Source organism: Micromonospora sp. NPDC023888, from assembly GCF_040639415.1.
GTDB lineage: Bacteria > Actinomycetota > Actinomycetes > Mycobacteriales > Micromonosporaceae > Micromonospora.
In genome coordinates this window covers 1-24547 of record NZ_JBEZZW010000020.1, presented here as the reverse complement: position 1 = coordinate 24547, position 24547 = coordinate 1, and the positions used below count along the sequence as shown (strand labels likewise).

The window sequence follows — 24547 nt, the reverse complement described above, 5'->3', positions numbered from 1 at the left end:
AGTGGCCCGGTATCTGCTCACCCGCGCCTGGCAGTCGGCGCTGACCCTGCTGTTGTCGACGATCGTGGTCTTCGTCGGCGTACGGGCGCTCCCCGGCGACCCGGCCCTCGCCCTGGCCGGGGAGGACCGGTCGCCGGAGGCGCTGGAGGCCATCCGTCGGCACTACGGGCTGGACCAGCCGCTGCCGGTGCAGTTCGCCCAGTACGTGGAGCGCATGGCACAGGGCGACTTCGGGGTGTCGATCCGCACCGGCACGCCGGTCTCGTCGATGCTCACGACAGCCCTGCCGGTGACCGTCGAGCTGTCCGTCCTGGCGATCCTCATCGCGGCGGCGCTCGGCGTCGGCGCCGGGGTGCTCGCGGCGGTCCGTCGTGGACGTCCGGCGGAGTGGCTCGCCAACGGCCTGGCCCTGATCGGCCTGTCGGTGCCGCACTTCTGGCTGGGGCTGCTGGCGATCCTCTACCTCTCCGTGGCGACCGGGCTCTTCCCCGCCTCCGGCTTCGTGCCGATCCTGGAGGACCCGGTGGACAACCTGCACCACATCGTCCTGCCGGCGGTGATCCTCGGCACCGGCCTGGCCGCCATCATCATGCGCCAGACCCGGTCGGCGATGCTCGACTCGCTCTCCTCCGACTACGTACGCACGGCGAAGGCGAAGGGACTGCGACCACGCGCCGTCATCACCCGGCACGCCCTGCGGAACAGCCTCATCGTGGTGGTGACCGTCGTGGGCCTCCAACTCGGCGGGCTGATCTCGGGCGCGGTCGTCACCGAACAGATCTTCGGGCTGCCGGGCTTCGGCAAGATGACCATCGACGCGGTGTTCCAACGGGACTACCCGGTGATCCAGGCCGTCGTCCTGCTCACCGCCATCGCCTACATCGTGATCAATTTCTTCGTGGACCTGCTCTACTCGGTCATCGATCCACGCATCCGGGTGACGGGAGATCCGGCATGACCGTCCTCACCGTACCGATGGCGGAGACCGGCACCGCCAGCGTCACCCGGCGTACCCGGGTGCTGCGGCGGCTGCGTCGCAACCCGCTCGCCGTGGTGAGCTTCGTCGTGCTCGCGCTGGCGGGCGTCATCGCGCTGCTCTCGCCCTGGCTTGCGCCCTACTCGGTGGACCAGACCGACTTCGCCCGTACGTTCGCACCTCCCGGCACCGCCGGGCACCTGCTGGGGACCGACGATCTCGGCCGGGACGTGCTCTCCCGCATCATGCTGGGTGCGCGGGCGTCGTTGCAGGTGGGGCTCCTGGCGGTGGCCACGTCGCTGGTCATCGGGGTGCCACTCGGGCTCGCGGCCGGTTACTTCCGGGCCTGGGACGCGGTGATCTCGCGCTTCACCGACCTGCTGCTGGCGTTTCCGTTTCTGATCATGGCGGTGGGGTTGGCGGCCATCCGGGGCGCCAGCCTCGGCAACGCCGCGGTGGCCATCGGCATCGCCCAGATCCCCGGGGTGATCCGGGTCGTCCGCTCGGACACCCTGCGCCTCAAGTCGCTGGACTTCGTCGCGGCGGCAGTCGTGGACGGCGCGAGCGACCTGTGGGTGCTGGCCCGGCACATCCTGCCCAACGCGACCTCGGTGATCCTGGTGCAGGCCACTGTCGCCATCCCAGCCGCGATCCTCGGTGAGGCGGTGCTGTCCTTCCTCGGCCTCGGCATCCAACCACCCGCGCCCAGTCTCGGCACCATGCTGGCCACCGCCCAGCAGTTCGCCGCCCGCGCGCCCTGGGCCGCCGTCTTCCCCGGCGTCGTGATCATGGGTTTGGCGCTGGCGTTCAACGTCTTCGGCGACGCCCTGCGCGACGCCCTCGACCCGAAGGGAGACCGGCGATGACCACGGCCTCCGCGCCCGTGCTGGAGATCCGCGACCTGTCGGTGTCGTTCCCGACCGAGACCGGCACCGTCTCGGCGGTCGACGCGGTCAGCCTGGACCTCGCGGCCGGGGAGATCGTCGGGATGGTGGGCGAGTCGGGGTGCGGAAAGAGCGTCACGGCGATGAGCATCGCCGGGCTGCTCCCGGGCAGCGCCCGGGTCACCGGTTCGGTGCGCCTGGACGGCACGCAGTTGGTCGGGGCCCGCGAGTCGGCCCTACGTCGGGTCCGGGGCCGGGAGATCGCCTACATCTTCCAGGAACCGATGACGTCGTTGAACCCGGTGCTCACCGTCGGGCGGCAGATCGGGGAGGTGCTCCAGGTCCACGAACGGATGTCCCGACGGGCGGCGCGGGCGCGCGCCGTCGAGCTGTTGACGCTCGTCGGGATCCCGTCCGCCGCCCAGCGGGTCGACAGCTATCCGCACCAGCTCTCCGGTGGCATGCGCCAGCGGGTGATGATCGCGATGGCGGTGGCCTGCGGCCCGAAGGTACTGGTGGCCGACGAGCCGACAACCGCGCTGGACGTCACCGTCCAGGCCGGCATCCTCCAGGTGCTGCGGGACCTGCGCGACCGGCTCGGCACGAGCGTCCTCATCATCACCCACGACCTCGGCGTGATCGCCGACATCGCGGACCGCGTCGTCGTCATGTACGCGGGCCGGGTGGTGGAACGGGCACCTGTCGACGACCTGTTCGCCCACCCCCGGCACCGGTACACGGCCGGGCTCCTGTCGGCGTCACCGCAGCCGGGCCGGCACGCCGGCACCGACCGGTTGACCGAGATCCCCGGGTTGGTGCCCGTCCTGTCCAGCCAACCCGACGCCTGCACCTTCGCGGATCGATGCCCGGCCGCCGACGAGCAGTGCCGGGCGGCCGCCCCGCCGCTGGAGGGCATCGATGGCACCGACCACGTCGCCGCCTGTTGGCACCCCTGCGCGACGGCACCGACGGCAGTTCAGGAGGCGAACCGATGACGCCGCAGCCGAACGCCCTGGAGATCACGGACCTGGTGATGCACTTCGGCCCGGTGCGCGCCGTGGACGGGGTGTCCCTGACCATCCCGCGCGGCCGGGTCACGGCCCTGGTGGGGGAGAGCGGTTCCGGGAAGTCGACAGTGGGTCGATGCGTGGTGCGGCTCGTCGAGCCGACCGCGGGAACGGTCCGGATCGCGGGCACCGACGTCACCCACCTGACCCGACGACGGCTGCGCCCCCACCGTGGCGCGGTGTCGATCGTCTTCCAGGACCCGGCCGCGTCACTGGACCCGCGCATGCTGGTGGGCGAGATCGTGGCCGAGCCGCTGCGGCTGGCCGGCAAGCGGATCTCCCGGCGCGACCGGGACGCCCGCGTCGCCCCCCAACTCGAACGCGTCGGCCTGCGTGCCGAGGTGGCCCGTCGCTATCCCCACGAGCTGTCGGGCGGGCAACGCCAACGGGTCAGCATCGCGCGGGCCCTGATCTCCGAGCCCATGCTGCTCATCGCTGACGAACCCACGAGCGCGCTCGACGTGTCGGTGCAGGCGTCGGTGCTCAATCTCCTCGCCGACCTGCAACGCGACATCGGGTTCGCCTGCCTCTTCATCACCCACGACCTGTCCGCTGTCGAGTACCTGGCCGACGACATCGCGGTCATGTACCTGGGTCAACTCGTCGAGACGGGCAGCCGCGAGCGGATCTTCGCCCGGCCCGCCCACCCGTACACGCAGGCTCTGCTCTCCGCCGCGCCGGTGGCCGACCCGGTGCGTCAGCGTCACCGTCAGCCGGTGCTGCTCGGCGACGACCTGCCGTCCGCGCTCGATCCGCCGTCCGGCTGCCGGTTCCGCACCCGGTGCCCGCTCGCCTTCGACAGGTGCGCGACGGAGGTGCCGGCGCAGACCGCCATCGGCGACGGCATGGCCGCGTGCCACCTGGTCCGGCCGGACGGCACCGGCCCCGACGTTCGTACCGCAGATCCCAGTGAGGTGTTGTCATGACGTTCACCACTCGACCCACGTTGCAGGGCACCTTCGGCATGGTGTCCTCCACCCACTGGCTCGCCAGCCAGGCGGCGATGGGCATCCTGGAACGCGGGGGCAACGCCTTCGACGCCGCGGTCACCGCCGGGTTCGTCCTGCACGTCGTCGAGCCGCACCTGAACGGGCCGGGCGGCGAGGTGCCGGCCATCGTGGCCACCGCCCGGGACCCTCGACCGAAGGTGCTGTGCGGGCAGGGGCCGGCGCCGGCCGGTGCCACCATCGCCCACTTCCGGTCCCTCGGCATGGACCTCATCCCGGGTGCCGGGCCGCTCGCGGCGGCCGTACCCGGAGCAGTGGACGCCTGGCTGCTGCTGCTGCGCGAGCACGGCACGCTCACCCTCGCCGAGGTGCTGGAGCCGGCGATCGGCTACGCCGGCGCCGGGCACCCGCTGGTGGGCCGGGTCGGTGCCACGGTGGCGGCCGTCCGGTCGTTGTTCGAGGACCACTGGCCCACCTCCGCCGCGCTCTGGCTGCGAGGCGGCCGACCGCCGGCCGCGGGGGAGCTGGTCACCAACCCGGCGTACGCGGACACCCTGCGCCGACTCGTCGAGGCGGGACAGGCGGCCGGCGCCGACCGGGAGGCCCAGATCGAGGCCGCTCGCCGGGCCTGGAGCACGGGTTTCGTCGCCGAGGCGATCGACGCGTTCAGCCGGCGACCGTTCCAGGACTCCAGCGGCCGCCCGCACGCCGGGCTGGTCACCGGCGACGACCTGGCCGGGTACTCGGCGAGCTGGGAGGCACCCGCCACCCTCGACTGGCACGGCTACTCGGTGGCGAAGACCGGCTTCTGGGGTCAGGGCCCGGTGCTGCTGGAGTCCCTGTCCACATTGGACGCGCTCGACGACCCGGGCGCGTACGACGCGGGCACCGCGGCTGGCATCCACGCCCAGGTCGAGGCGCTCAAGCTCGCCTTCGCCGACCGGGAAGCCTGGTACGGCGACGGCGTCGACGTGCCCGCCAAGGCGCTGCTCTCCCCGCAGTACGCGCGGGAGCGGGCCGCCCTGATCGGCGACCGCGCGTCGGCGCAGTTGCGGCCGGGGAGTCCGGACGGGGCACAGCCGCGCCTGCCCGCCCACGTCGGACCCGGTGCCGCGCGGCGTACCGGGCCGACGGACGCCACGACGGGTGAGCCGACAGTGCAGTCGGACGGGGTGACCCGGGGCGACACCTGTCACGTGGACGTGGTCGACCGCTGGGGCAACATGATCTCCGCTACGCCCAGCGGCGGCTGGTTGCAGAGTTCCCCGACGATTCCGGAGCTGGGCTTTCCGCTGGGCAGCAGGTTGCAGATGTTCTGGCTGGAGGAGGGGCTCGCCTCGTCGCTGGCGCCGGGCCGCCGCCCGCGGACGACGTTGAGCCCGACGATGGTGCACCGCGACGGCGAGCCGGTGCTGGCCTGCGGCACGCCCGGTGGCGACCAGCAGGACCAGTGGCAGTTGCCGTTCCTGTTGCGGCATCTCGTCGGTGGGCAGAGCCTCCAGGAGGCCATCGACGCGCCGGCGTGGCACACGCTCAGCCTGCCGGGGTCGTTCTATCCCCGGGACATGGAGCCCGGTGTCCTGGTGGTGGAGGACCGGCTCGACGAGGGTGTGCTGGCGGCCCTGCGGGCGTACGGGCACGAGGTGCGGGTCACCGACGGGTGGAGCCTCGGTCGGCTCTGCGCGGTGACCCGTGACCCGGCGACGGGAGTGCTGGCCGCCGGTGCGAACCCCCGGGGGATGCAGGGCTACGCGTGCGGCCGTTAGCGGACGCCGTAGCCGCCCTCGGCGTTCTCGTACGCCGCGGCGGATGCCGCGTCGAGGTGGTCGAGCGCGGCCCGCTCGGCGCGGTCGCCGTCGCCTGACTCGATGGCGTCGACGAGTTGGATGTGCTCGGCCCACGAGTGTGGCGCGCGTTCGGCCGCCCCGAGCCGGAAGACCCACTGGACATGGAGGTAGAGGGACTTGGCGATCGACGACAGCCAAGGGTTTCCGCTGATCTGGAGGATGCGCAGGTGCAGTGTGCTGTTCAGCTCGGCGACCCGGGCCAGGTCGTGGCGCTGCGTCGCCTCGCGGCCCTGGTCGAGCAGGGCACGCAGGGACGCCACGTCGGCCGCGGTGGCCCGCTCGGCGGCCAGCCGGGCGGCCAGCGCCTCCAGGCGCTCGCGCACGGCGAACATGTCGGTGATGGTCCCGCTGCTCGGTGAGGCGACGACCGCTCCCCGGCGGGGGAGGATCACGACGAATCCCTCCGCCTCGGCGACGCGCAGCGCCTCCCGCACGGGGTTGCGGGAGACGCCGAAGTCCTCGGCGAGCCGGTCCTCGGTGAGCCGTTCCCCGGGCAGGTAGTCGCCGTCGATGATGGCGGTCCGCAGCGCGGCGAGGACCTGATCGCGGAGCGGCAGGTGTTGCGCGCCGAGCTTGTCCCGTAGGTCTTCAGCCACCTGGTCGCCTCTCCGTGAACGTGTCCGGACAAAGTGTATACGAAGAACAATTACTGGAAGGTGGCCGACAGTGTCGAGCACAGCGCCCCGCGTCACCCGCCCCCGCGTCGCCCCGCGCCAAGACGAGCGCCTGCTGCGGCGACGGCAGGCGCTCGTCGTCGTCCTCACCTTCCTCACCGGGAGCGCCGACGCTCTCGGCTTCCTCGCCCTCGGCGGCGCCTTCGCCAGCGTGATGACCGGCAACATGGTCCTGCTCGGGCTCTCCGCCGGCCGAGGCGAGGCCGACCTGGCTCTGACGTCGGGCTGCGCCATCGTCAGCTTCATCGTCGGCGTCCTCGCGGGCGCGCGCGTCGTCGGCTCGGCACAGCCCGACGATCCGGTCTGGCCCCGGCGGGTCACCTGGGCGCTGGTCCTGGAGCTGTCGGTGTTCGTGGTGTTCGCCGTCGTCTGGGAGGTCACGCTGCACACCGCCGACGCGGGTGTCCACCTGGCGCTGCTGATGCTGTCCGCTGTCGCGCTGGGCGTGCAGAGCAGTGCGATCCAACGCTTCGGAGTGTCCGGCCTGTCCTCCACGTACCTGACCGGCACGCTCACCAGCCTGATCGCCGGGGTCGCCGCGCGCAGCCCGTGGGCCAGCCTGCGCCCCAAGGCTCAGGTGCTGCTGGCCCTCATGGCCGGCGCGGCGGTCGGCGCCGTGGTCGCCCTGCATCTGCCGGTCGTCGCCCCGGCCCTGCTGATCGTGCCGCTGGCACTCGTCATCGCCGTGTCCGCGCGGATGCGGGCCTGAGCGTCAGACGCCGCGCGCGAACAGGGCCAGCCGTACCCGGTTGGGGCTGCCGGTCTTGGTCATCAGGCTGGTGATGTGGGTCTTGACCGTGGTGACACCGATGTGCAGCCGGTCGGCGATCTCGGTGTTGGACAGGCCCTCGGCGACCAGGTCCAGCACGTCGCGTTCACGGGCGGTCAGACCCTGCACCAACCGTGGTGTCTCGGGTCGGGCGTGCACCGCGCGCTGCACGAGACGCCGCAGCACCTCCGGGCTGAACGGGCTGTCACCGACGGCGGCCCGCCGGATGCCGTCGAGCAGCTCGGTCGGTGGCGCGTCCTTGAGCAGGAACCCGCAGGCTCCGGCGGTCAGAGCGGGGTAGAGGTGGTCGTCGTCGCCGAACGTGGTCAGCACCAGGATGCGGGTGCTGGGGCGTTCGGCGAGGATCCGACTGGTCGCGGTGATCCCGTCGACACCGGGCATCCGCAGGTCCATGACGACGACGTCGGGCAGGAGCCGCCCGGCCAACGGGATCGCGTCCCGGCCGTTGTCGGCCTCACCGACGACCTCGATGTCGGGCTGGGCGTCGCAGAGCATGCGCAGCCCGGCGCGGATCAGGTGCTGGTCGTCGACCAGCAGCACCCGGATCACGCCGGCTCCGGCGCGGTCGACCCGGCGGGTGCGGTGCGGTCCCGGGGCACCGAATGGCCGGAGGGCTCGGCGGCGGAGGCCGGGAGCACGGTACGCACCCGCCACCCCGTCGGGGTCGGGCCGGCCTCCAGCCGACCGCCGAGGACCTCGACGCGTTCGCGCATTCCGGTGATGCCGTGCCCGCCGCCAGTCGGCACGCCCGCCGGCACCCCACCGTATCCGGTGTCGGCGACCTCCCAGTGCACGCAACCGTCGCGGACGGCGACCACGAGACGCGCGAGCGCGGACGTCCCCGCGTGTTTGGCCACGTTTGTCAGCGCCTCCTGGGTCAGTCGCAGCACCGCCATGCCGCGTACCGCGTCGAGCGAACCGATCGCCGGGTCCAGGTCGGCCTCCACCGTGACACCGGCCTGGCGGGCCCGGTCGATGGACGCGCCGATCGCCGCCGGCAGCGCGGAGGGTTCGATCGCGGTCAGCGCCGCGTCACCGCGTACCCCGTCGGGGTTGCGCAGCACCGCGACCAGCCGGCGCAGCTCCGCCAGGGCCGCGGTGCCGGTGCCGTGCACGTCGTCGAACACCTCGCCCACCCGGGGATCCAGGTCGGTGAGCACGTGCCGGGCCACACCGACCCGCAGCACCATCGACGCCACGTGATGCGCGACGACGTCGTGCAACTCGCGGGCGATGGCGCTGCGTTCGTCGGCGCGGGCCGCGCGGCTCTCCGACGCGTGCTGGCGTTGCTCGGCCACGGCCCGCTCGACGGACTGCCGGCTCAGCTCCCGGTTGGTGCGGATGACCAGGCCGAGCAGCACCGGCACGCCAACCTCCAGGGCCAGTCCGACCACACCGGAGGCGACCTGGCTGAGCGTGTCGCCGATGGAGTCGGTCAGGTCGACCACGACCAGCAGCGCGGTGGTCAGCCAGATGACCCGGGGACGGTGCGCCCGCATGGTGACCTCGAGCAGCGCCCAACTGGCACCAACCTGGTTGATCGTGAAATCGTCGACCAGGCCGATCGCGACCGCCAGCAGGGCGGCCTGGATCACCAGGTTGACCACCGGTCGACGGTGTGTCGCCAGCGCCCCCGCGAACGCGAGCACCGCGAGGATCCACTGCGTCGCGGTGGCGGCGTGGGCGTGGGGGACGACGAGCAGGTAGCACAGCCCGCTGAGGTCCAGCAGCAGCATCCGCACGAGCGTGTCCCGCAGGTCGAACAGTCGCCCCAGCCATCGCACGGTGGTCAGCCTAGGCGGTGCGGGCCGGTGGCGGCCGCCGCCGGCCGCCGCCACCGGGTCCGGACCGCGAGGTACGCGGCCAGGCCGAGCGGTCCGAGCAGGATGGTCAGCAGCAGCACCGGAGCCATCACCAGCGCCGGCACCCCCCGTTCCCTGCTGTCCAACCACGCCCAGCGGCCGACGAACAGGTCGAACGCGATCATGTGCGCCCAGCCCGCCGCCGCCCCGGCGGAGGTGCCGAGCAGGTCACGTACCCCGGCCAGGGTCGGCGACGTCACGGCCGGCAGCACGTTGCCGAACGCCGGGAGCACCAGCAGCGCGTAGATCACCACGACCGGCAGCACGATAAGCGGCGAGGCGATGATCCGGGCGGTCCACGACCAGCGCGGCAGCAGGATCATCAGCGCCCAGAACGGCGCGGCCACCGCGAACGTCAGGGAGAACAGCGTCGCGGTCATGCGGCCAACGCCAGGTCCGGGCGGCGTCGCCGGGCCAGCACCAGTCCGCTGGCGGTCGCCGTCGCGGCGACCAGGGCCGCGACCGCGACCAGCGTGCCGGCGTCCGGGCGCAGCAGCGGCTGACCGCGCAGCGCCTGCCAGGTCAACAGCACGGTGAGTACGCCGTACGCGCCGCCCGCGACGACCAGCAGCCGGACCCGGGTGCGCTCGTCCAGCCGCGTCGCGAACCGGCTCAGCAGGATCGCCAGGATCGGCAGCGCCTGTAGGGCGTGCAGCCCCACGAAGTGCCCGATGCGCAGGTCACCACCGGTTGTGCTCCAGCCCACCACCGGCAACCCCGGCCCGCCGTCGGGCACGCCGACGCTGTGCGCGCCACTGATCCCCTCGATCCCCGGGTCCTGCATCGGCAGCGCCATCGGCACCGCCGCGAGCATGCCCAGCAGGGACAGGCCGAGGCCCCACCCGACGGCGGTCGCGGCGACCCGATCGGGAATCCGCTGGATCAGGACCACGATCCCGATGACGAGGTGGGCGAAGAACAGCAGCATGATCGCCGCGCCCATCGCCGCGAACAGCGCCGTGTTCAGGGGGGTGCTGTCGTTGAAGTGGCTGGTCTGTCCGCGGAGCACCTGGCCGACGATCACCGCGTTCTCGATGACCGCCACGGCGACGATGACGATGACCGCCACCTCGACGGCCCGGCTGCGGCGGGGCAGCAGGGAGAGCATCCAGGCGAGGGTCGCGCCGTACAGCACGAAGGACACCCCGAACTTGAACGGCTTGAGCCAGATCGGCGCCCCGGTGAGGACGCGTGTGTCGACGAGGACGCCGACCGCGGCGACGACGGTGAGCACCGTCATCGCGGCTACCAGGACCAGCAGGAGGCGGTTCCAGTGTCTCGTCCGGCGCAGGAAGGTAATCATGTCTGTAGATGCTGGTGGCCGGGTCGGTCGAAAGCGTCCGACCGCGAGCCCTGGTTGCGGCCGGCGGTCGGAGCGGGCCTCCTCCCTGGGTAGGAGACGAAAACCGGCGGCGCTCGTCGCCGGTGCTGGCACAATGGCCGGCCTGCCGAGCGGACGGGGAACGACAGGTGTCGACACATGCGGACCGGGTCCAGCCGAACGAGACGACGGTGCCGCTGCTGCACTGCGCGGCGCCGGAGGAGACCCTGGCGTTCTGGCGGGCGCTCGGCTTCGAGGTGGCCTACGAGCAGCTCAAACCGTACGTGTATCTGGCCTTCACCTGGAGTGGGTTCCAGTTGCACTACGGGCCGGCGCCGAAGGACCTCGACCCGGCGAAGGAGACGTCCGGTGGCTGCCTGGTGATGGTCGACGCGGTCGCGGCGTACCACGCGGCGTTCACCGAGGCGATGCGCCGCAGCTACGGCAAGGTGCTGGTCAAGGGTCTGCCCCGGATGACCCGCTACCGGGCCGGGGCGTCCCGGTTCAGCATCGTCGACCCGTCGGGCAACACCATCATCTTCATCCAGCGGGACGAGCCGAAGGATCTGGAGTACGGCGGTTCGACGGAGTTGGCGGGTCTGGCGCGGGTGCTCGACAACGCGCGCATCCTGCGGGAGTTCAAGATGGACGACCGGGCGGCCTACCGGGCGCTCGACTCGGGGATGCGTCGCCGCGCCGAGGACGCCCCGGTCGTCGAGCAGGCGATGGCGTTGGCCGCCCTGATCGAGTTGTCGATCGCGCTGGACAAGACCGACCGGGTGCCCGAGTGGGGAGCCCGCCTCCAGGCGTTGTCCCTGACGTCGGAGCAGCGGACGCGCGTGGAGCAGTACGTCGCCGACCCGGCCCTGCTCACGCCCTGGATGCCGCCGGAGCGTTGATCTCTCGCACCGCCGAGTTTCGGCCCCGCCGGGCCGGCCGTCCGCTTGTCGATATGCCATCTCCGGTGCGTACGTCTGCTCAATCCACAGAACGGCACAAAATTACCGCTTTAGGGTAAGGCCGTCTATCACGACTACATCCTCCGATAGCTTTCGAAGCAGAGGAAAACTCGTATTCCTCCCTTCGTGTGCGTAAAGGAGTCAGTGATGAAGCGCAGCGTTGCGCTCGCGACAGCCCTCCTGGCAGGTCTGACCAGCGTCGGATCGCCCCCCGGGACCGCTCTCGCCGACGGTGGCGGCCCCGGATACCACGACGACCGCAAGGGAGGTGAACACCACCACGGCGACGAGGGCGCTGTCTTTGTCCAGACCAACAAGGCCGAGGGCAACACCATCAAGGTGTACGACCGCGACGAGGACGGCCGTCTGACCAAGGCGGGTGAGTACGAGACCGGCGGGCTGGGCGGCTTCACCATCGGCGCGCCGCTGGACGCACTGGCCTCGCAGGGCTCCCTGATCTACCACAAGGGGCTGCTCTTCGCCGTGAACGCCGGCAGCAACACCGTGACCGTCTTCGGTGTCGAGGGCACCAGGCTGCACAAGCTCCAGGTCATCTGGTCCGGGGGCCTGCTGCCGGTGAGCATCGCGGCCCGTGGCGACCTCGTCTACGTCCTCAACGCCGGCGGTGAGGGTTCGGTGCAGGGCTTCGAGCTGCACAAGGGCCGCCTGTCGCGGATCGAGGACGCCAACCGGTCGCTCGGGCTGCACAACGGCAACCCCCCCGCGTTCGGCACCGCCCCGGCGCAGGTCAAGATCGACCCGGACAGCGAGTTCGTCCTGGTGTCGACAAAGGGTGCCAACGTCATGTTCAGCTACGAGATCGGCCGCCACGGCGAGCTGGCCTCGAACCCCGTCATCAGCGACGCCGGCAACACCCCGTTCGGCTTCACCTTCGACACCGAGGACTCGCTGCTGGTCACCGAGTCGGGTGCGAACGCGGTCAGCCGGTTCGAGTTGGAGGACGACGGCACGCTCGACCAGGTCGGGCCGTCGGTGCCCAACGGTCAGCAGGCGCCGTGCTGGATCCAACGCGTCGGCGACTACTTCTTCGTCGCCAACGCCGGCAGCTCCACCATCAGCTCCTACCGGGTCGACGACGACGGCAAGCTCGAACTGGTCAGGAACGTCGCCGCCGACACCGGCGGCGGGTCGATCGACATGACCGCCAAGGACGGCTTCCTGTACGTACAGAACGCCACCGCCGGCAACGTGCAGGGCTACGAGGTGAACGAGGACGGCTCGCTGAAGCTCGTCACCACTGTGGAGGGCCTGCCGAAGTTCGAGAACGGCATCGGCATGGAAGGCATCGCCGCCTCCTGAGACGCGTCGCCCGCTGGTCCCGGTCGCTCACCGACCGGGACCAGCTCCGTGTGGAGTCCGCCCTGCCGAGCCCATGATCCCGACGCTAGGAACCATCGGCCTGTCGGAGTGCGGCAGCCAGCTCCGCTGAGCTGTGGTTGGCGTCGACTCCCTCGACGAGGATCACCTCACCCGCGAGGTGCCTCGTCCGCAGGGGTTTGATCTCCTGGTACGCGGTGGAGTGGTACCAGGAGCGGGCCCTGGCCGAATCGGGAAATTCGATGACGACCAGGTCGCCAGGCCAACTACCTTCCAGCACCTCGACCGGCCCACCGTGGACGATGAACCGGCCACCAAAGGGCGCCAGAGTGGCATCGATGCGCTCCAGGTACTCCAGCACGTCGGCATGGACGGGTGCCCGGCGCAGATGAGCAAGCGCGTACGCGGTCATGATTCTCCGTTCGTTTCGGACGGGTCGTCGCCTTGCCGGAAATGATCGCGACCGCCCGGGCTCGTTGTCGATTACGTCGCAGGTAATGGGGGCGTACCCGGCCGTGGTCACTAGGGTCGGGGTGTGACGACCAGGACCAGGCCGGGCCGAGCGGTGGGGGAGCTGCTGCGCGACTGGCGTCGAACCCGCGGGTTGAGTCAGCTAGACCTGTCGATCGAGGCGGGGGTGTCGGCCCGGCATCTGAGCTTCGTGGAGACCGGGCGGTCCCGGCCGAGCCCGGACCTGATCATGCGGCTGACGGAGCGGCTCGACATGCCGTTGGCCGAGCGCAACCTCGTGCTGCTCGCCGGTGGATACGCCCCTGCCTATTCCAGCCACGAGCTGAGCGACCCGGAACTCGCCCCGCTACGGGCCGCCCTACGGCAGATTCTCGACGGGCACAGCCCGTACCCCGCGGTGCTCGTCGACAGGCACTGGCGGCTCGTCGAGGCAAACCCCGCCGTCGCCCTGTTCACCGCCGGGGCTGAACCCCACCTGCTGACCCCACCGGTGAACGTGCTGCGGCTCAGCCTGCACCCCGGCGGCATGGCGTCGCGAATCAGCAACCTGCCCGAGTGGCGGGCTCACCTGCTCGCACGGTTGCGCCAGCAGGCCGCGACAACAGACGACCCGGCCCTGCGCGACCTGCTTCAGGAGCTCCGCGGCTATCCCGGCGGCGGCGACGTCGCCGCGCCGACAAGCGAGGGCGCGTCGCGTGTCGTCATCCCACTGCGGTACCGCCACGGCGAGCGGGAGCTGTGCTTCATCAGCACCACCACCCTCTTCGGCACCCCGCTGGACGTCACAGTCGCCGGGCTGGCCGTCGAGGCGTTCTTCCCCGCCGATCCGGTGACCACCGCCGCGCTGCACGCCCTCACGCCCGCAGCCCATCCGCGTTGACCTCGGCGCCCACCGTCGCGGCCGTGGCGCACCTCGGCGGAGGCAACTCATCCCGCGCAGCCTGGCGGCGTCCGTTTCAGAATGAACCGATCGGTCATATTTTCCGTGATGACGGTCAGGGTCATTCACCAGAGTCACGGAGGCACGATGTCAACGGTTCGAACCGGTCCGGTCATCGGGCTGATCGTGCAGGTCGCCGTGCTCGCGGTGCTCGCGGGGACCGTCGGTCTGGGCACGGCCGGCTGGCTGGCGGGGCTGGCGTACGGGGTGGGCCTGTGCGCCCTGCTGAGCCGGGGGTTGTCCCGGTCGGGTGCGCGGGGCCTGAGCCCGGCTGACCGGGTGACCCTGAGCCGGGCGGTCCTCGTCGGTGGCGTGACCGCCCTGGCCGCGGACGCGCTCACCCGGCCGGCGCCGATCGCGGTGATGGTCGCCCTGACCGCCGTGGCGCTGGCCCTCGACGCGGTGGACGGGTACACGGCCCGACGCACCGGGACCACAAGTGAGCTGGGCGCGCGCTTCGACATGGAGATCGACTCCTTCCTGGTGCTGGTGCTCTGCCTGCACGTCGCTCCGGCGGTGGGCGGCTGGGTGCTCGCGATCGGCGCGATGCGCTACGTCTTCGTCGCCGCGAGCTGGGTGCTGGGGTGGATGCGCGGGTCTCTGCCGCCGCGCTACTGGCGCAAGGTCGTCGCGGCGATCCAGGGCGTGGTGCTGATGGTGGCCATGGGAGACGCGCTGCCCGGACCGCTGACGACAGTCCTGCTGATGGTGTCACTGGCTCTGCTGATCGAGTCGTTCGGCCGTGACGTCACGTGGTTGTGGGTGACCCGGCACCGTCGCCGCACCCCGCTCCACAGCACCCCGGCCGTACCGGCCACGATGGTCCACCTGAGCAGTCACCGCCCGACGGTCGCCGTAACCCGCGGCGGCGTCGCCCGCGTCTGAGCCACCCGCACACCGCACTCCGTAGTGACCATGGAAGGGATGCCCGGGTTGTCGCTCCTGACGCGAGTACGTGAGCTGCCGAACCAGAGCCGAAAGGCGACGAGGAACGGACCCGCGGGTGGTACCCCCGACGACGGCACCGCAGGCGCGGGTCGGGTGAGGCGTAACACCGTCGCCCGGCTGACGACAGCCCTGGCCGTGCTGCTCGTACTGCTCGTCCTCACCGTGCCGTACGACTACGGCCGCCTCACCCCGGCGGCGTTCGTGCGGATCCCCCTGGAAGCGCTGCTTGTCGTGGCCCTCCTGCTCGCCCTGCCACCGCGTGGCAGCCGGCTGGTCGCCACCCTCGCCGGCGTGACCCTCGGCCTGCTCGGCCTGCTGAAGCTGCTCGACCTGGGGTTCTCCGCCGCGCTCAGCCGGGCGTTCGACCCGGTGCTCGACTGGGCGTTGCTCGACGAGGGCTTCACCTTCCTCAGCGAGTCGTACGGCCGGCCCGCCGCCATCGGCGCCGCAGCCGTCCTGGCGGTGGTGCTCGTGGGACTGCCCGTCCTGGTGACGCTGTCGGTGCGGCGACTGCGGCGGCTGGTGGTCGGGCACCGTACCGGAACCACCCGGATGGTGGCCGCGCTCGTGGTCGTCTGGGTGGCCTGCGCCGCGTTCGATGTGCGGGTGGGGCCGGCCGTACCGGTCGCCGACACGTCCGCGACGACCCTGACCAACGGCCACGGCTTCCAGGTGCGCCTGCGTCTGGAAGACCGTAAGACGTTCTCCACCCAGATCGAGGCCGACCCGTTCCGCGACACCCCGGGCGATCGGTTGCTGACCGCGCTGCGGGGCAAGAACGTGGTCGTCGCCTTCGTGGAGAGCTACGGCCGGGACGCCGTCGAGGACCCGGAGTTCGCGCCGCAGGTCGGTGCCGTCCTCGACAGCGGCACCAGCAGGCTGGGCGCGGCCGGGTTCGCCGCGCAGAGCGGCTTCCTCACCTCGCCGACGTTCGGAGGTGGCAGTTGGCTCGCGCACGACACGCTGCTCTCCGGCCTCTGGATCGACAACGACCAGCGTCACCGCACCCTGCTGGCGAGCGACCGGATGACCCTCAACGGCGCCTTCCGGCGGGCGAACTGGCAGACCGTGGGAGTGATGCCCGCCGTCAGCAGGGCGTGGCCGGAGGGGTCCTTCTTCGGCTACGAGCGGTTCTACAACGCCAAGACGCTCGCGTACCGTGGCCCGAAGTTCAGCTTCGGCACCCCGCCGGACCAGTACACGCTGGCCCGCTGGCAGCGCCTGGAGCAGGCGAAGCCCGACGGCAACGTGATGACGGAGCTGGCGTTGGTGTCGAGCCACGCGCCCTGGACGCCCGTTCCGCCGTTGCTCGACTGGGCGGCCGTCGGCGACGGCGCGGTCTTCCGCGCCGCGGGCGCGGGCGCCTCCGACGACGACAAGCGCCGGAACACCACCCAGATCCGGGCGGACTACCGCAGGTCCATCGAGTACACGCTGAGCACGCTCATCTCCTACGTGCAGACCTACGGAGACGACGATCTCGTGTTCGTCTTCCTCGGCGACCACCAGCCCGCCGCGGTCGTCACCGGCGAGAACGCCAGCCACGACGTCCCGATCACGATCATCACGAAGGACCGGGCGGTCCTGGACCGGATCTCCGGGTGGGGTTGGCAGGACGGGCTCAAACCGGGACCGCAGGCGCCGGTCTGGCGGATGGACACCTTCCGGGACCGGTTCCTGACCGCCTTCGGACCGTAACCCCGGACACCTCTCTCACGGACTGGACCCAGACAGTTGACGGCTATCACCGACCTCAGGGTCGCCGCCCTGCGCAGCGATCCGGGGATGTCCCTGCTGCACCGGTCGCTTGACGTCTACTACGGCGATCCCGAACGGGACGCGCATATGGACGCCTTCTACTCCCGGTTCGTCGGCAGCGGGGATCTCGTCTTCGACATCGGCTCCCACGTGGGCGACCACATCGGCAGCTTCCGTCGCCTCGGAGCCCGGGTCGTCGCCGTGGAGCCGCAGCCGCTGTGCCTGCGCGCCCTGCGGGCGATCTACGCCGACGACGATCAGGTGACGCTTGTCGACGCCGCGTGCGGCGCGCTGCCCGGCAGCACCCGGTTGCACGTGAACTCGGCAAACCCCACCGTGTCGACCGCCTCGCCCGACTTCGTGCGGGCGGCCCGGGGCGCGGGCGGTTGGGAGGGCGAGGTGTGGGACGCGGTCATCGAGGTCCCGGTGGTCACCGTCGACGCGCTGATCGACGAGTACGGCACGCCACGCTTCACCAAGATCGACGTGGAGGGTTTCGAGGACGAGGTGCTGGCCGGCCTGAGCCGGCCACTGCCGGCGCTCTCCTTCGAATTCACCACCATCGCGCGCGCGGTCGCCGCCCGGTGTCTCGACCGCCTGACCGTGCTCGGCTTCGACGGCTTCGACGTCGCGCTGGGCGACAACAAGGCGATGACCTTCGAGGAGTGGCTGCCCGCCAGCGACATGGCGGCACACCTGCGCCACCTGCCACACCGGACGAACTCCGGCGACGTGTACTGCGTGGCCGGTCGGCACCAGACGGAAGCCGTGGGGGATCGCCGCCGCCGTCTGATGATCCGAGCCAGCGGGATCCGACGGGATGGACCCTCGTACCGCGTCCTTTGCTCTGCTGCCCCCCACGCGCCGGCGCCCGGGATCTCGTACGCTCCGCGGATGGAACTCCATGATCTTCCGCTGGCCGAGTTCGCGTTCCCGGGACCGCTGCGCGACAGTCTCGTCGCCGCGATCCTGTCCGGTGCGAAGACGTCGACCACCGGCCTGCTGATCGGGTACGAGTGCGCGAACGAACCGCTGCCCGAGGTGGGGCAGCGATCCGCCGTGGTGGACTCGGCCGGTCGGCGGGTGGCGGTCATCGAGCTGACCGACGTACGGGTGCTCCGGCTCGCCGACGTCGACCTGTCGCACGCGGTGGCCGAGGGCGAGGGGGACGAGTCGGTGGCACAGTGGCGGGCCGGGCACGAGACGTTCTGGCACAGCCCGGAGGTACGCGAAGAGCTGGCCGATCCGGGGTTCACCGTCGACGACGACACCCCGGTGGTCACTCAACGCTTCCGGTTGGTGCGCGTCATCTGAGCGTGCGGGTCCACCATGGAACGACGGGCCTCCTATGCTCGGCGCGTGATCACTCCAGCAACGGGGCGTCTACCTGGGCCCGGATGACTTTGGCCGGCCCGCGATGCGCGAGAACTGGTCCAACATCGACGCCATTGTCTACTTCCACGGTCGAGTGTGGACGGCAGCTAATCTGCCACCCACGACTCGTCACGTGGGGATCGTCCAAGGTGGCAGAATCGTCATGTCCCGGGGAAGGGGCGGCTGGTGGTTGATCGTCAGGCGCGCCTCCGCAGCCGCCGCCCGGTTCGGCGGGGGAACGCCGGTGCTCAAGGCGCCGTTCTACGGTCAGATATCGCGGGAGTGGTTCCACACCATCCCCCTGCCGCCGAACTGGCTTGCCACCCGTGCCGGATCTCGCGCCGGGTGACTCTCTCCCGGGGTCTCCGGGACGTAACACTGATCAGACGGCGATGCCCGTGCCGGTCGCGGCACGGGCATCGCCAACTCGATTGCTTGGGCTCGGCTAATAGACACCTTTGCCCGGATGCCCCTCGACGCGTAGTCGGGTTCCCTGGTTTCGGCAAACTCCCAGGCCCCCGGCGGAAAACCCACCTGGGGGGTAGGAGCACGGAGGTGATCATGAGGTTGACCGGGCCGAGCGAGATCAAACACCCCGCCAACCCCATGATCGTCGATCAGGACCGGGCGGATCTTGACCGCGCCCCCTGATCGGCAACCCATTTGCCCCCAGGTGCGGCTGATGATGATCGCGGGAGAGTGTCGGCCATGCCGAGCCGGCTCTCTCCGCAGGCGTTACAGCATCGCCAGCGGGGCCAGGGGTACGCCATCGACGCCGTCGAGCCTCATCAGCTCGGACACCCCAGACCCCTGTTTGGTCAGGGGCATCTCGAACCGCCACGACTCGTGCGTCATCTGCGGTTGGAGCTGCGTGGACAGGTCGCCCTTGCCCCGGCACCGCTTGCGTAGGCGCTCGTACGCGGCGTCGCGGTCCTCGAACGTGACCGACTTCGCCGTCGGCAGTGCCCGGACGGCCTTCTCCACGGCGGCCCGCTGCTCTCCGGTCGCCGACGGCTTCAGCCGGACGATGACGCCGATCCGGGATGGCAGGGGGTCGACATCCGCGATCCTGAGCACCACGTCCTCCACGCCCTCGACCTCCTCCAGCACCAGTTCGACCGCCTCGGCGATCGATGCGTCGGTGACGGTGGCGCGGAAAAGCTCTGGCATGTGCTCCGGCTTGAGGGTGGCCAGCAGGTCGGGCTGGTCCTTCAGATCCGCCTTCTGACGCTCGTACGTCTGCTCGCGGGTTTCGAAAGCCACCTCCGTGACGCTCGGCATCGATCGGAGCCGCTGCTCCACGCTGCCCTTCTGCGCCACCGTCACGTCATTGTCGAGGAAGACGGCCAAGGCGACGTCGGCGATCTCCTCGGGCTCCGAGGTGCAGGCGGACAGGCCCAGCATGACTACGAGTGCCAGTGATGGTGCTAAGCGACGCATGAGCGGAGATCGTAGTTGTCGTTCCCGGCCGTCGCGGCCCGTGCGAAAGTCGTCAGAATCTCAGTGCCGTGGCTGGTCTTCGTAACCTGCGGCCGACAGACTGCGCGGTATGGGTGATCGTTGGCGCCGGTGGGCGTGGGTCGGGGTGCTCGTCGTCGGGCTGATCCTTTACATGGCGGTGCTGCGGACGCTCGTCAGCACCAAGAACCCGAACTTCGTCCCGGCGTTGATCCTGCTCGGGGCGACGCTTGTGCCGTTGACGTTCCTGACGTTCGCGCAGGCGCGTACCGGTCGGTGGCAGGTTCCGGCGTCGGTGCTTGTGACGTCGGCGTTCTTCGGTGGGGTGATCGGCACGGTGGTCGCCGGCACGCTTGAGTACGACACCCTGCGCGGCCTCGGCGCCCTGCCCATGTTGTTCGTGGCACTGATCGAGGAGACGGCGAAGCTGATCGTCCCGGTGGTGCTGCTGTTCACGGTGGTGGCCCAGCACCGCCGTCGGGTGCCCTCGGACGGGTTGATCATCGGCATCGCCGCCGGCATGGGTTTCGCCGCGCTGGAGACGATGGGTTACGCCTTCACCGCCCTGCTGAGTTCGCAGGGCAACATCGGCGCGGTGGAGCAGACCCTGTTCATCCGTGGTCTGACCGCGCCCGCCGGTCACACCGCGTGGACCGGGCTCACCGCCGGCGCGCTGTGGGCGCTGGTGGCCAGCCCGAGCGTCGGCCGGCTCTTCGGCTTCCTCGGCACGTTCCTGGGTGTCGTCGTCCTGCACACCCTGTGGGACACGTTCTCCGGCTCACTTGTCTTCGTCGTGCTGGCGATCATCAGCATCGGCTGGCTGTTCTGGGAGCTGCGCCGCTACCGGGCCTTCGGCGACCACCGGGTCGGCCAGCTCCAACCGAACTGACCCCCGTCGTACACCATGCCTTCCTCGGCCTGCTGAAAAAGGCCGGGGAAGGCATGACTGTTTGTGATCTCGCTGCGACCGGGTCGACGCCTCGTCTACTGTCAGGCTGTTCACATTTGGTCTGATTAGTCGGGAAGGTGCGGCGATGGGGGTGCGGACCTGGATCGAGGGCTGGCCGGTCTACCGCCAGCTCACCGGCACCGACCCGCTCGGCCGGGGGACGGCTGCCGAATCCGACGGATCCCGGGCACTCACCGCCCGCACCGACACCGCCGACTCGATGGCCCGGTCCGTCTGCCCGTACTGCGCCGTCGGCTGCGGCCAGCGGGTGTACGTCAAGGACGGGCAGGTCACCCAGATCGAGGGCGACCCGGACAGCCCGATCTCGCGGGGTCGGCTCTGCCCGAAGGGCTCGGCCAGCAGGAGCCTGGTGACCAGCCCGCTGCGGCAGACCACGGTCCGCTACCGCCGGCCGTACGGCACCGAGTGGGAGGACCTCGACCTCGACACGGCGATGAACATGATCGCCGATCGGGTCCTGGCCGCCCGGGACGAGACCTGGGAGGACGTCGACGCCGAGGGTCGACCGCTGAACCGGACGCTCGGCATCTCCAGCCTGGGTGGGGCGACGCTGGACAACGAGGAGAACTACCTCATCAAGAAGTTGTTCACCGCGATGGGGGCGCTCCAGATCGAGAACCAGGCCCGCATTTGACACTCCGCCACAGTCCCCGGTCTGGGGACCAGCTTCGGTCGCGGCGGCGCCACCCAGTTCCAGCAGGACCTGTCGAACTCCGACGTGATCGTCATCCAGGGTTCGAACATGGCTGAGGCGCACCCGGTGGGCTTCCAGTGGGTGATGGAGGCCAAGCGCCGTGGCGCGAAGGTGTTCCACGTCGACCCACGGTTCACCCGAACCAGCGCGCTTGCCGACTCGTACCTGCCGATCCGGGCCGGCACCGACATCGCCCTGCTCGGCGGGGTGATCCGCTACATCCTCGACAACGAGCTGGACTTCCGCGAGTACGTCGTCGCCTACACCAACGCCGCGACGATCGTGACCGACGAGTTCGCCGACACCGAGGACATGCACGGGCTCTTCTCCGGCTTCAACGACGACAACGCCACCTACGACCAGGCGAGCTGGCGGTACGAGGGCCACAGCCAGGCCCAGACGACCCGCGACAGCGAGACGCAGCGGGAAACCGCTGCCGGGCTGGAGAACGAGTCGCACGGCGCACCGGTCGGCGGCCAGACCGAACGCGACGAGACGTTGCAGCACCCGCGCTGCGTCTACCAGATCCTCAAGCGCCACTACGCCCGCTACACCCCGGAGATGGTGGAACGGGTCTGCGGCATCCCGCAGGACAAGTTCTTCGAACTGGCCCAGGCGTGGACGGAGAACTCCGGCCGGGACCGCACCGGCATGCTCGTCTACTCGGTGGGCTGGACGCAGCACAGCGTGGGTGTGCAGTACATCCGTACCGGCGCGATCATCCAGTTGCTGCTCGGCAACGTGGGCCGCCCGGGTGGCGGCGTGATGGCCCTGCGCGGACACGCCAGCATCCAGGGCTCGACGGACATTCCGACGTTGTTCAACCTGCTGCCCGGCTACCTGCCGATGCCGCACCACGCCAACCACCCGACGCTTGAGAGTTGGGTGGACAGCATCCGGCACCCCGGGCAGAAGGGCTTCTGGGGCAACGCCCGCACCTACGGCGTCAACCTGCTCAAGGCGTACTGGGGTGACGCCGCCACCGCGGAGAACGACTACTGCTACGGCTACATGCCGCGGATGACCGGTGACCACGGCACCTACCAGCAGGTGCTCGACATGATCGACGGCAAGATCAAGGGGTACTTCCTGCTGGGCCAGAATCCGGCTGTCGGTTCGGCGCACGGCCGGGCGCAGCGCCTCGGCATGGCCAACCTCGACTGGTTGGTGGTCCGGGACCTGTTCGAGATCGAGAGCGCCACCTTCTGGAAGAACGCTCCGGAGATCGAGACCGGCGAGATCATGACGGGGGAGTGCCGGACCGAGGTGTTCTTCCTGCCCGCCGCCTCGCACGTGGAGAAGGAGGGCACGTTCACCCAGACGCAGCGGCTGTTGCAGTGGCGGGAGAAGGCCGTCGAGCCGCCGGGCGACGCCCGCTCCGAGCTGTGGTTCTTCTACCACCTCGGGCGGATCATCCGGGAACGGCTGGCGTCGTCGACCCGGTCACGCGACCGCGCGCTGCTCGACCTCAACTGGAACTACCCCACGCACGGCCCGAACGCGGAGCCGAGCGCCGAGTCGGTGCTCTACGAGATCAACGGGTACGACGTGGCGACCGGCCGGCCACTGTCGTCGTTCACCGAAATGAAGGACGACGGCTCGACCGCGGGCGGTTGCTGGATCTACACCGGCGTGTACGCCGACGGCGTCAACCAGGCCGCCCGCCGCAAACCCGGTGCGGAGCAGTCCCTGGTTGCCCCGGAGTGGGGGTGGGCGTGGCCGGCGAACCGACGCATCCTCTACAACCGAGCGTCGGCTGACCCGGACGGCAACCCGTGGAGTGAGCGCAAACGCTACGTCTGGTGGGACGCGGAGAAGGCCGAGTGGACCGGCTACGACGTGCCGGACTTCGAGAAGACCAAACCGCCGTCGTACCGACCGGCCAAGGATGCCTCGGGCGTGGCGGGCATCGCCGGCGACGACCCGTTCATCCTCCAGGGTGACGGCAAGGGCTGGCTGTACGCGCCCACCGGCGTGCTCGACGGCCCGATGCCCACCCACTACGAGCCGGTGGAGTCGCCGGTGCGCAACCCGCTCTACCGGCAGCAGGCCAACCCGACCCGCAAGGTCTACACCCACCCGATCAACACGCTCAACCCGAGCCCACCGGAACCGTACAGCCAGGTGTTCCCGATCGTGTTCACGGTCAGCCGGCTCACCGAGCACCACACCGCCGGTGCGATGAGCCGGAACGTCCGGACACTTGCCGAGCTGCAACCGGAGATGTTCGTCGAGGTCTCGCCGGAGTTGGCGGTCCAGCGCGGACTCACCCACCTGGGTTGGGCGCACCTGGTGACCGCCCGGGCGGCCATCGAGGCGAAGGTGCTGGTGACCGACCGGCTCACCCCGCTGCGGGTGGACGGTCGGATCATCCACCAGGTGTGGTTGCCGTACCACTTCGGATTCGAGGGTCTGGTGACCGGTGACTCGGCAAACGACCTGTTCGGCATCAGCCTGGACCCGAACGTCCTGATCCAGGAGAGCAAGGTCGGCACCTGCGACATCCAGCCGGGACGACGCCCCCGAGGACTCCAGCTCCAGGAACTCGTCGTCGACTACCGACGGCGGTCCGGGGACCTCAACCCGCACTACCCACCGCAGGTCACGACCGACTCCGCCGACAGCGGCCCGGACCAGGAGGTCTGACCCATGCCCCACACCAACGCCCTGTACGGCCCGTTGGATCCGGCGCCGGACGCCGGTTACGAGGACGCGCCGCCCCGGATGGGGTTCTTCACCGACACCAGCGTCTGCATCGGCTGCAAGGCCTGCGAGGTGGCCTGCAAGGAGTGGAACCTCGTCCCGGAGAGCGGCCTCGACCTGCTCGGCATGTCCTATGACAACACCGGCGCGTTGACCGCGAACTCGTGGCGGCACGTCGCGTTCGTCGAGCAGCCCCGCCGGGCCGGCCTGGACACCCCGGCGTTCGAGCAGAACCCGGACGGGCCGGCGGTCAGCCCGGCGACGGCGGCGCTCGGCGCGCTGACGAGCGTCGACACCGGGACCAACCCGGGGTTGCCGACCGGGTCGCCCGCGGCGGCGGTGCGCATGTCGGCCGGGCCGCAACCGGAGTTCCTGGGGATGCCGGGGGCGCAGCCGCCGGGGCGGGGAACGGGTGTGGAGGGGCGTTCGGATTTTCGGTGGTTGATGATGTCGGATGTCTGTAAGCACTGCACGCACGCGGCTTGTCTGGATGTGTGTCCGACGGGTTCGTTGTTCCGGACGGAGTTCGGGACGGTGGTGGTGCAGGAGGACATCTGCAACGGCTG

At 70.5% G+C, this 24547-nt stretch carries 21 protein-coding genes and 3 pseudogenes; 17 read left to right on the top strand and 7 right to left on the bottom strand.

The features are described 5' to 3' along the window. The first annotated feature begins 1 nt into the window (after window position 1). From AB0F61_RS19220 to AB0F61_RS19200, 5 genes are read left to right on the top strand one after another with little or no spacing between them, the layout of a single operon-like run. Window positions 2-958, top strand: a complete 957-nt coding sequence (locus AB0F61_RS19220; protein WP_357811369.1) for an ABC transporter permease — start codon at window positions 2-4, stop codon at window positions 956-958. Further along, window positions 955-1842 (top strand): ABC transporter permease, encoded by an 888-nt coding sequence (locus AB0F61_RS19215; RefSeq protein WP_357811366.1) that lies wholly within the window; start codon window positions 955-957, stop codon window positions 1840-1842. The genes AB0F61_RS19220 and AB0F61_RS19215 overlap by 4 nt, the downstream gene beginning before the upstream one ends. Beyond that, window positions 1839-2855, top strand: coding sequence for an ABC transporter ATP-binding protein (locus AB0F61_RS19210; protein ID WP_357811363.1), 1017 nt, complete (start codon window positions 1839-1841; stop codon window positions 2853-2855). The genes AB0F61_RS19215 and AB0F61_RS19210 overlap by 4 nt, the downstream gene beginning before the upstream one ends. After that, window positions 2852-3853: an oligopeptide/dipeptide ABC transporter ATP-binding protein gene (locus tag AB0F61_RS19205; RefSeq protein WP_357811359.1), complete on the top strand. Its 1002-nt coding sequence runs from the start codon at window positions 2852-2854 to the stop codon at window positions 3851-3853. The genes AB0F61_RS19210 and AB0F61_RS19205 overlap by 4 nt, the downstream gene beginning before the upstream one ends. Then, entirely contained in the window at window positions 3850-5640 is a 1791-nt protein-coding gene (locus AB0F61_RS19200) for a gamma-glutamyltransferase family protein (RefSeq protein WP_357811356.1), read from the top strand. The genes AB0F61_RS19205 and AB0F61_RS19200 overlap by 4 nt, the downstream gene beginning before the upstream one ends. On the opposite strand, the gene AB0F61_RS19195 is transcribed toward AB0F61_RS19200, so the two are convergent. Continuing rightward, window positions 5637-6317, bottom strand: coding sequence for a GntR family transcriptional regulator (locus AB0F61_RS19195; RefSeq protein WP_357811354.1), 681 nt, complete (start codon window positions 6315-6317; stop codon window positions 5637-5639). The genes AB0F61_RS19200 and AB0F61_RS19195 overlap by 4 nt on opposite strands. 70 nt (window positions 6318-6387) lie before the next feature. Between AB0F61_RS19195 and AB0F61_RS19190 the strand changes: the two genes are divergently transcribed. Beyond that, window positions 6388-7104, top strand: a complete 717-nt coding sequence (locus AB0F61_RS19190) for a YoaK family protein (RefSeq protein WP_357811352.1) — start codon at window positions 6388-6390, stop codon at window positions 7102-7104. A 3-nt stretch (window positions 7105-7107) separates the two neighbouring features. Here AB0F61_RS19190 and AB0F61_RS19185 read toward each other — a convergent pair whose 3' ends face one another. The 4 genes from AB0F61_RS19185 to AB0F61_RS19170 are packed head-to-tail and all read right to left on the bottom strand — an operon-like array spanning window position 7108 to window position 10350. Next, window positions 7108-7734: a response regulator transcription factor gene (locus AB0F61_RS19185; protein ID WP_357811350.1), complete on the bottom strand. Its 627-nt coding sequence runs from the start codon at window positions 7732-7734 to the stop codon at window positions 7108-7110. Further along, a complete protein-coding gene (locus AB0F61_RS19180) occupies window positions 7731-8969 on the bottom strand; it encodes a histidine kinase (RefSeq protein WP_357811348.1) in 1239 nt (412 codons plus the stop codon). The genes AB0F61_RS19185 and AB0F61_RS19180 overlap by 4 nt, the downstream gene beginning before the upstream one ends. A gap of 5 nt (window positions 8970-8974) precedes the next feature. Beyond that, window positions 8975-9427, bottom strand: a complete 453-nt coding sequence (locus AB0F61_RS19175) for an ABA4-like family protein (protein ID WP_357811345.1) — start codon at window positions 9425-9427, stop codon at window positions 8975-8977. After that, window positions 9424-10350 (bottom strand): hypothetical protein, encoded by a 927-nt coding sequence (locus AB0F61_RS19170; RefSeq protein ID WP_357811342.1) that lies wholly within the window; start codon window positions 10348-10350, stop codon window positions 9424-9426. The genes AB0F61_RS19175 and AB0F61_RS19170 overlap by 4 nt, the downstream gene beginning before the upstream one ends. 167 nt (window positions 10351-10517) lie before the next feature. Between AB0F61_RS19170 and AB0F61_RS19165 the strand changes: the two genes are divergently transcribed. Both AB0F61_RS19165 and AB0F61_RS19160 read left to right on the top strand, forming a co-directional pair. Then, window positions 10518-11267 (top strand): glyoxalase, encoded by a 750-nt coding sequence (locus AB0F61_RS19165; RefSeq protein WP_357811339.1) that lies wholly within the window; start codon window positions 10518-10520, stop codon window positions 11265-11267. Window positions 11268-11474: 207 nt separating this feature from the next. Beyond that, the gene (locus tag AB0F61_RS19160; RefSeq protein WP_357811336.1) at window positions 11475-12647 is read left to right on the top strand and encodes a beta-propeller fold lactonase family protein; all 1173 of its coding nucleotides are present in this window, start codon (window positions 11475-11477) and stop codon (window positions 12645-12647) included. 85 nt (window positions 12648-12732) lie between these two features. On the opposite strand, the gene AB0F61_RS19155 is transcribed toward AB0F61_RS19160, so the two are convergent. Then, on the bottom strand, window positions 12733-13077 hold the full coding sequence (locus tag AB0F61_RS19155) for a DUF1330 domain-containing protein (protein ID WP_357811333.1): 345 nt from the start codon (window positions 13075-13077) through the stop codon (window positions 12733-12735). 123 nt (window positions 13078-13200) lie between these two features. On the opposite strand from AB0F61_RS19155, the gene AB0F61_RS19150 reads away from it, so the two are divergent. From AB0F61_RS19150 to AB0F61_RS19125, 6 genes and pseudogenes are all read left to right on the top strand, one after another. After that, window positions 13201-14016, top strand: a complete 816-nt coding sequence (locus AB0F61_RS19150) for a helix-turn-helix transcriptional regulator (protein ID WP_357811330.1) — start codon at window positions 13201-13203, stop codon at window positions 14014-14016. A gap of 147 nt (window positions 14017-14163) precedes the next feature. Then, a pseudogene (locus AB0F61_RS19145) lies at window positions 14164-14856 on the top strand (CDP-alcohol phosphatidyltransferase family protein); the annotation flags it as partial. A gap of 285 nt (window positions 14857-15141) precedes the next feature. Next, window positions 15142-16722, top strand: a pseudogene (locus tag AB0F61_RS19140) (sulfatase-like hydrolase/transferase); the annotation flags it as partial. An 87-nt stretch (window positions 16723-16809) separates the two neighbouring features. After that, a pseudogene (locus AB0F61_RS19135) lies at window positions 16810-17523 on the top strand (FkbM family methyltransferase); the annotation flags it as partial. 153 nt (window positions 17524-17676) lie between these two features. Beyond that, window positions 17677-18096: an ASCH domain-containing protein gene (locus AB0F61_RS19130; RefSeq protein ID WP_357811547.1), complete on the top strand. Its 420-nt coding sequence runs from the start codon at window positions 17677-17679 to the stop codon at window positions 18094-18096. 223 nt (window positions 18097-18319) lie between these two features. Further along, window positions 18320-18505: a hypothetical protein gene (locus tag AB0F61_RS19125; RefSeq protein ID WP_357811328.1), complete on the top strand. Its 186-nt coding sequence runs from the start codon at window positions 18320-18322 to the stop codon at window positions 18503-18505. A gap of 386 nt (window positions 18506-18891) precedes the next feature. Here the strand turns inward: AB0F61_RS19125 and AB0F61_RS19120 are convergent, their stop codons facing one another. Then, on the bottom strand, window positions 18892-19560 hold the full coding sequence (locus tag AB0F61_RS19120; protein ID WP_357811324.1) for a permease-like cell division protein FtsX: 669 nt from the start codon (window positions 19558-19560) through the stop codon (window positions 18892-18894). A 145-nt stretch (window positions 19561-19705) separates the two neighbouring features. On the opposite strand from AB0F61_RS19120, the gene AB0F61_RS19115 reads away from it, so the two are divergent. From AB0F61_RS19115 to AB0F61_RS19105, 3 genes are all read left to right on the top strand, one after another. Further along, window positions 19706-20503 carry a PrsW family intramembrane metalloprotease gene (locus AB0F61_RS19115; protein ID WP_357811321.1) on the top strand — a complete coding sequence of 266 codons (798 nt, stop codon included), beginning with the start codon at window positions 19706-19708 and terminating at the stop codon, window positions 20501-20503. 145 nt (window positions 20504-20648) lie between these two features. Further along, a complete protein-coding gene (gene fdh, locus AB0F61_RS19110) occupies window positions 20649-23924 on the top strand; it encodes a formate dehydrogenase (RefSeq protein WP_357811318.1) in 3276 nt (1091 codons plus the stop codon). 3 nt (window positions 23925-23927) lie between these two features. Next, the coding region (locus tag AB0F61_RS19105) for a 4Fe-4S dicluster domain-containing protein (protein WP_357811315.1) at window positions 23928-24547 on the top strand (620 nt) is incomplete at its 3' end.

Excerpts from the sequence above, each read along its gene's own strand:
- AB0F61_RS19215 (WP_357811366.1), top strand. The coding sequence starts at position 955 with ATGACCGTCCTCACCGTACCGATGGCGGAGACCGGCACCGCCAGCGTC.
- AB0F61_RS19210 (WP_357811363.1), top strand. The coding sequence starts at position 1,839 with ATGACCACGGCCTCCGCGCCCGTGCTGGAGATCCGCGACCTGTCGGTG.
- AB0F61_RS19205 (WP_357811359.1), top strand. The coding sequence starts at position 2,852 with ATGACGCCGCAGCCGAACGCCCTGGAGATCACGGACCTGGTGATGCAC.
- AB0F61_RS19200 (WP_357811356.1), top strand. The coding sequence starts at position 3,850 with ATGACGTTCACCACTCGACCCACGTTGCAGGGCACCTTCGGCATGGTG.
- AB0F61_RS19175 (WP_357811345.1), bottom strand. The coding sequence starts at position 9,427 with ATGACCGCGACGCTGTTCTCCCTGACGTTCGCGGTGGCCGCGCCGTTC.
- AB0F61_RS19170 (WP_357811342.1), bottom strand. The coding sequence starts at position 10,350 with ATGATTACCTTCCTGCGCCGGACGAGACACTGGAACCGCCTCCTGCTG.
- AB0F61_RS19160 (WP_357811336.1), top strand. The coding sequence starts at position 11,475 with ATGAAGCGCAGCGTTGCGCTCGCGACAGCCCTCCTGGCAGGTCTGACC.
- AB0F61_RS19155 (WP_357811333.1), bottom strand. The coding sequence starts at position 13,077 with ATGACCGCGTACGCGCTTGCTCATCTGCGCCGGGCACCCGTCCATGCC.
- AB0F61_RS19130 (WP_357811547.1), top strand. The coding sequence starts at position 17,677 with ATGGAACTCCATGATCTTCCGCTGGCCGAGTTCGCGTTCCCGGGACCG.
- AB0F61_RS19125 (WP_357811328.1), top strand. The coding sequence starts at position 18,320 with ATGTCCCGGGGAAGGGGCGGCTGGTGGTTGATCGTCAGGCGCGCCTCC.
- AB0F61_RS19120 (WP_357811324.1), bottom strand. The coding sequence starts at position 19,560 with ATGCTGGGCCTGTCCGCCTGCACCTCGGAGCCCGAGGAGATCGCCGAC.
- AB0F61_RS19115 (WP_357811321.1), top strand. The coding sequence starts at position 19,706 with ATGGGTGATCGTTGGCGCCGGTGGGCGTGGGTCGGGGTGCTCGTCGTC.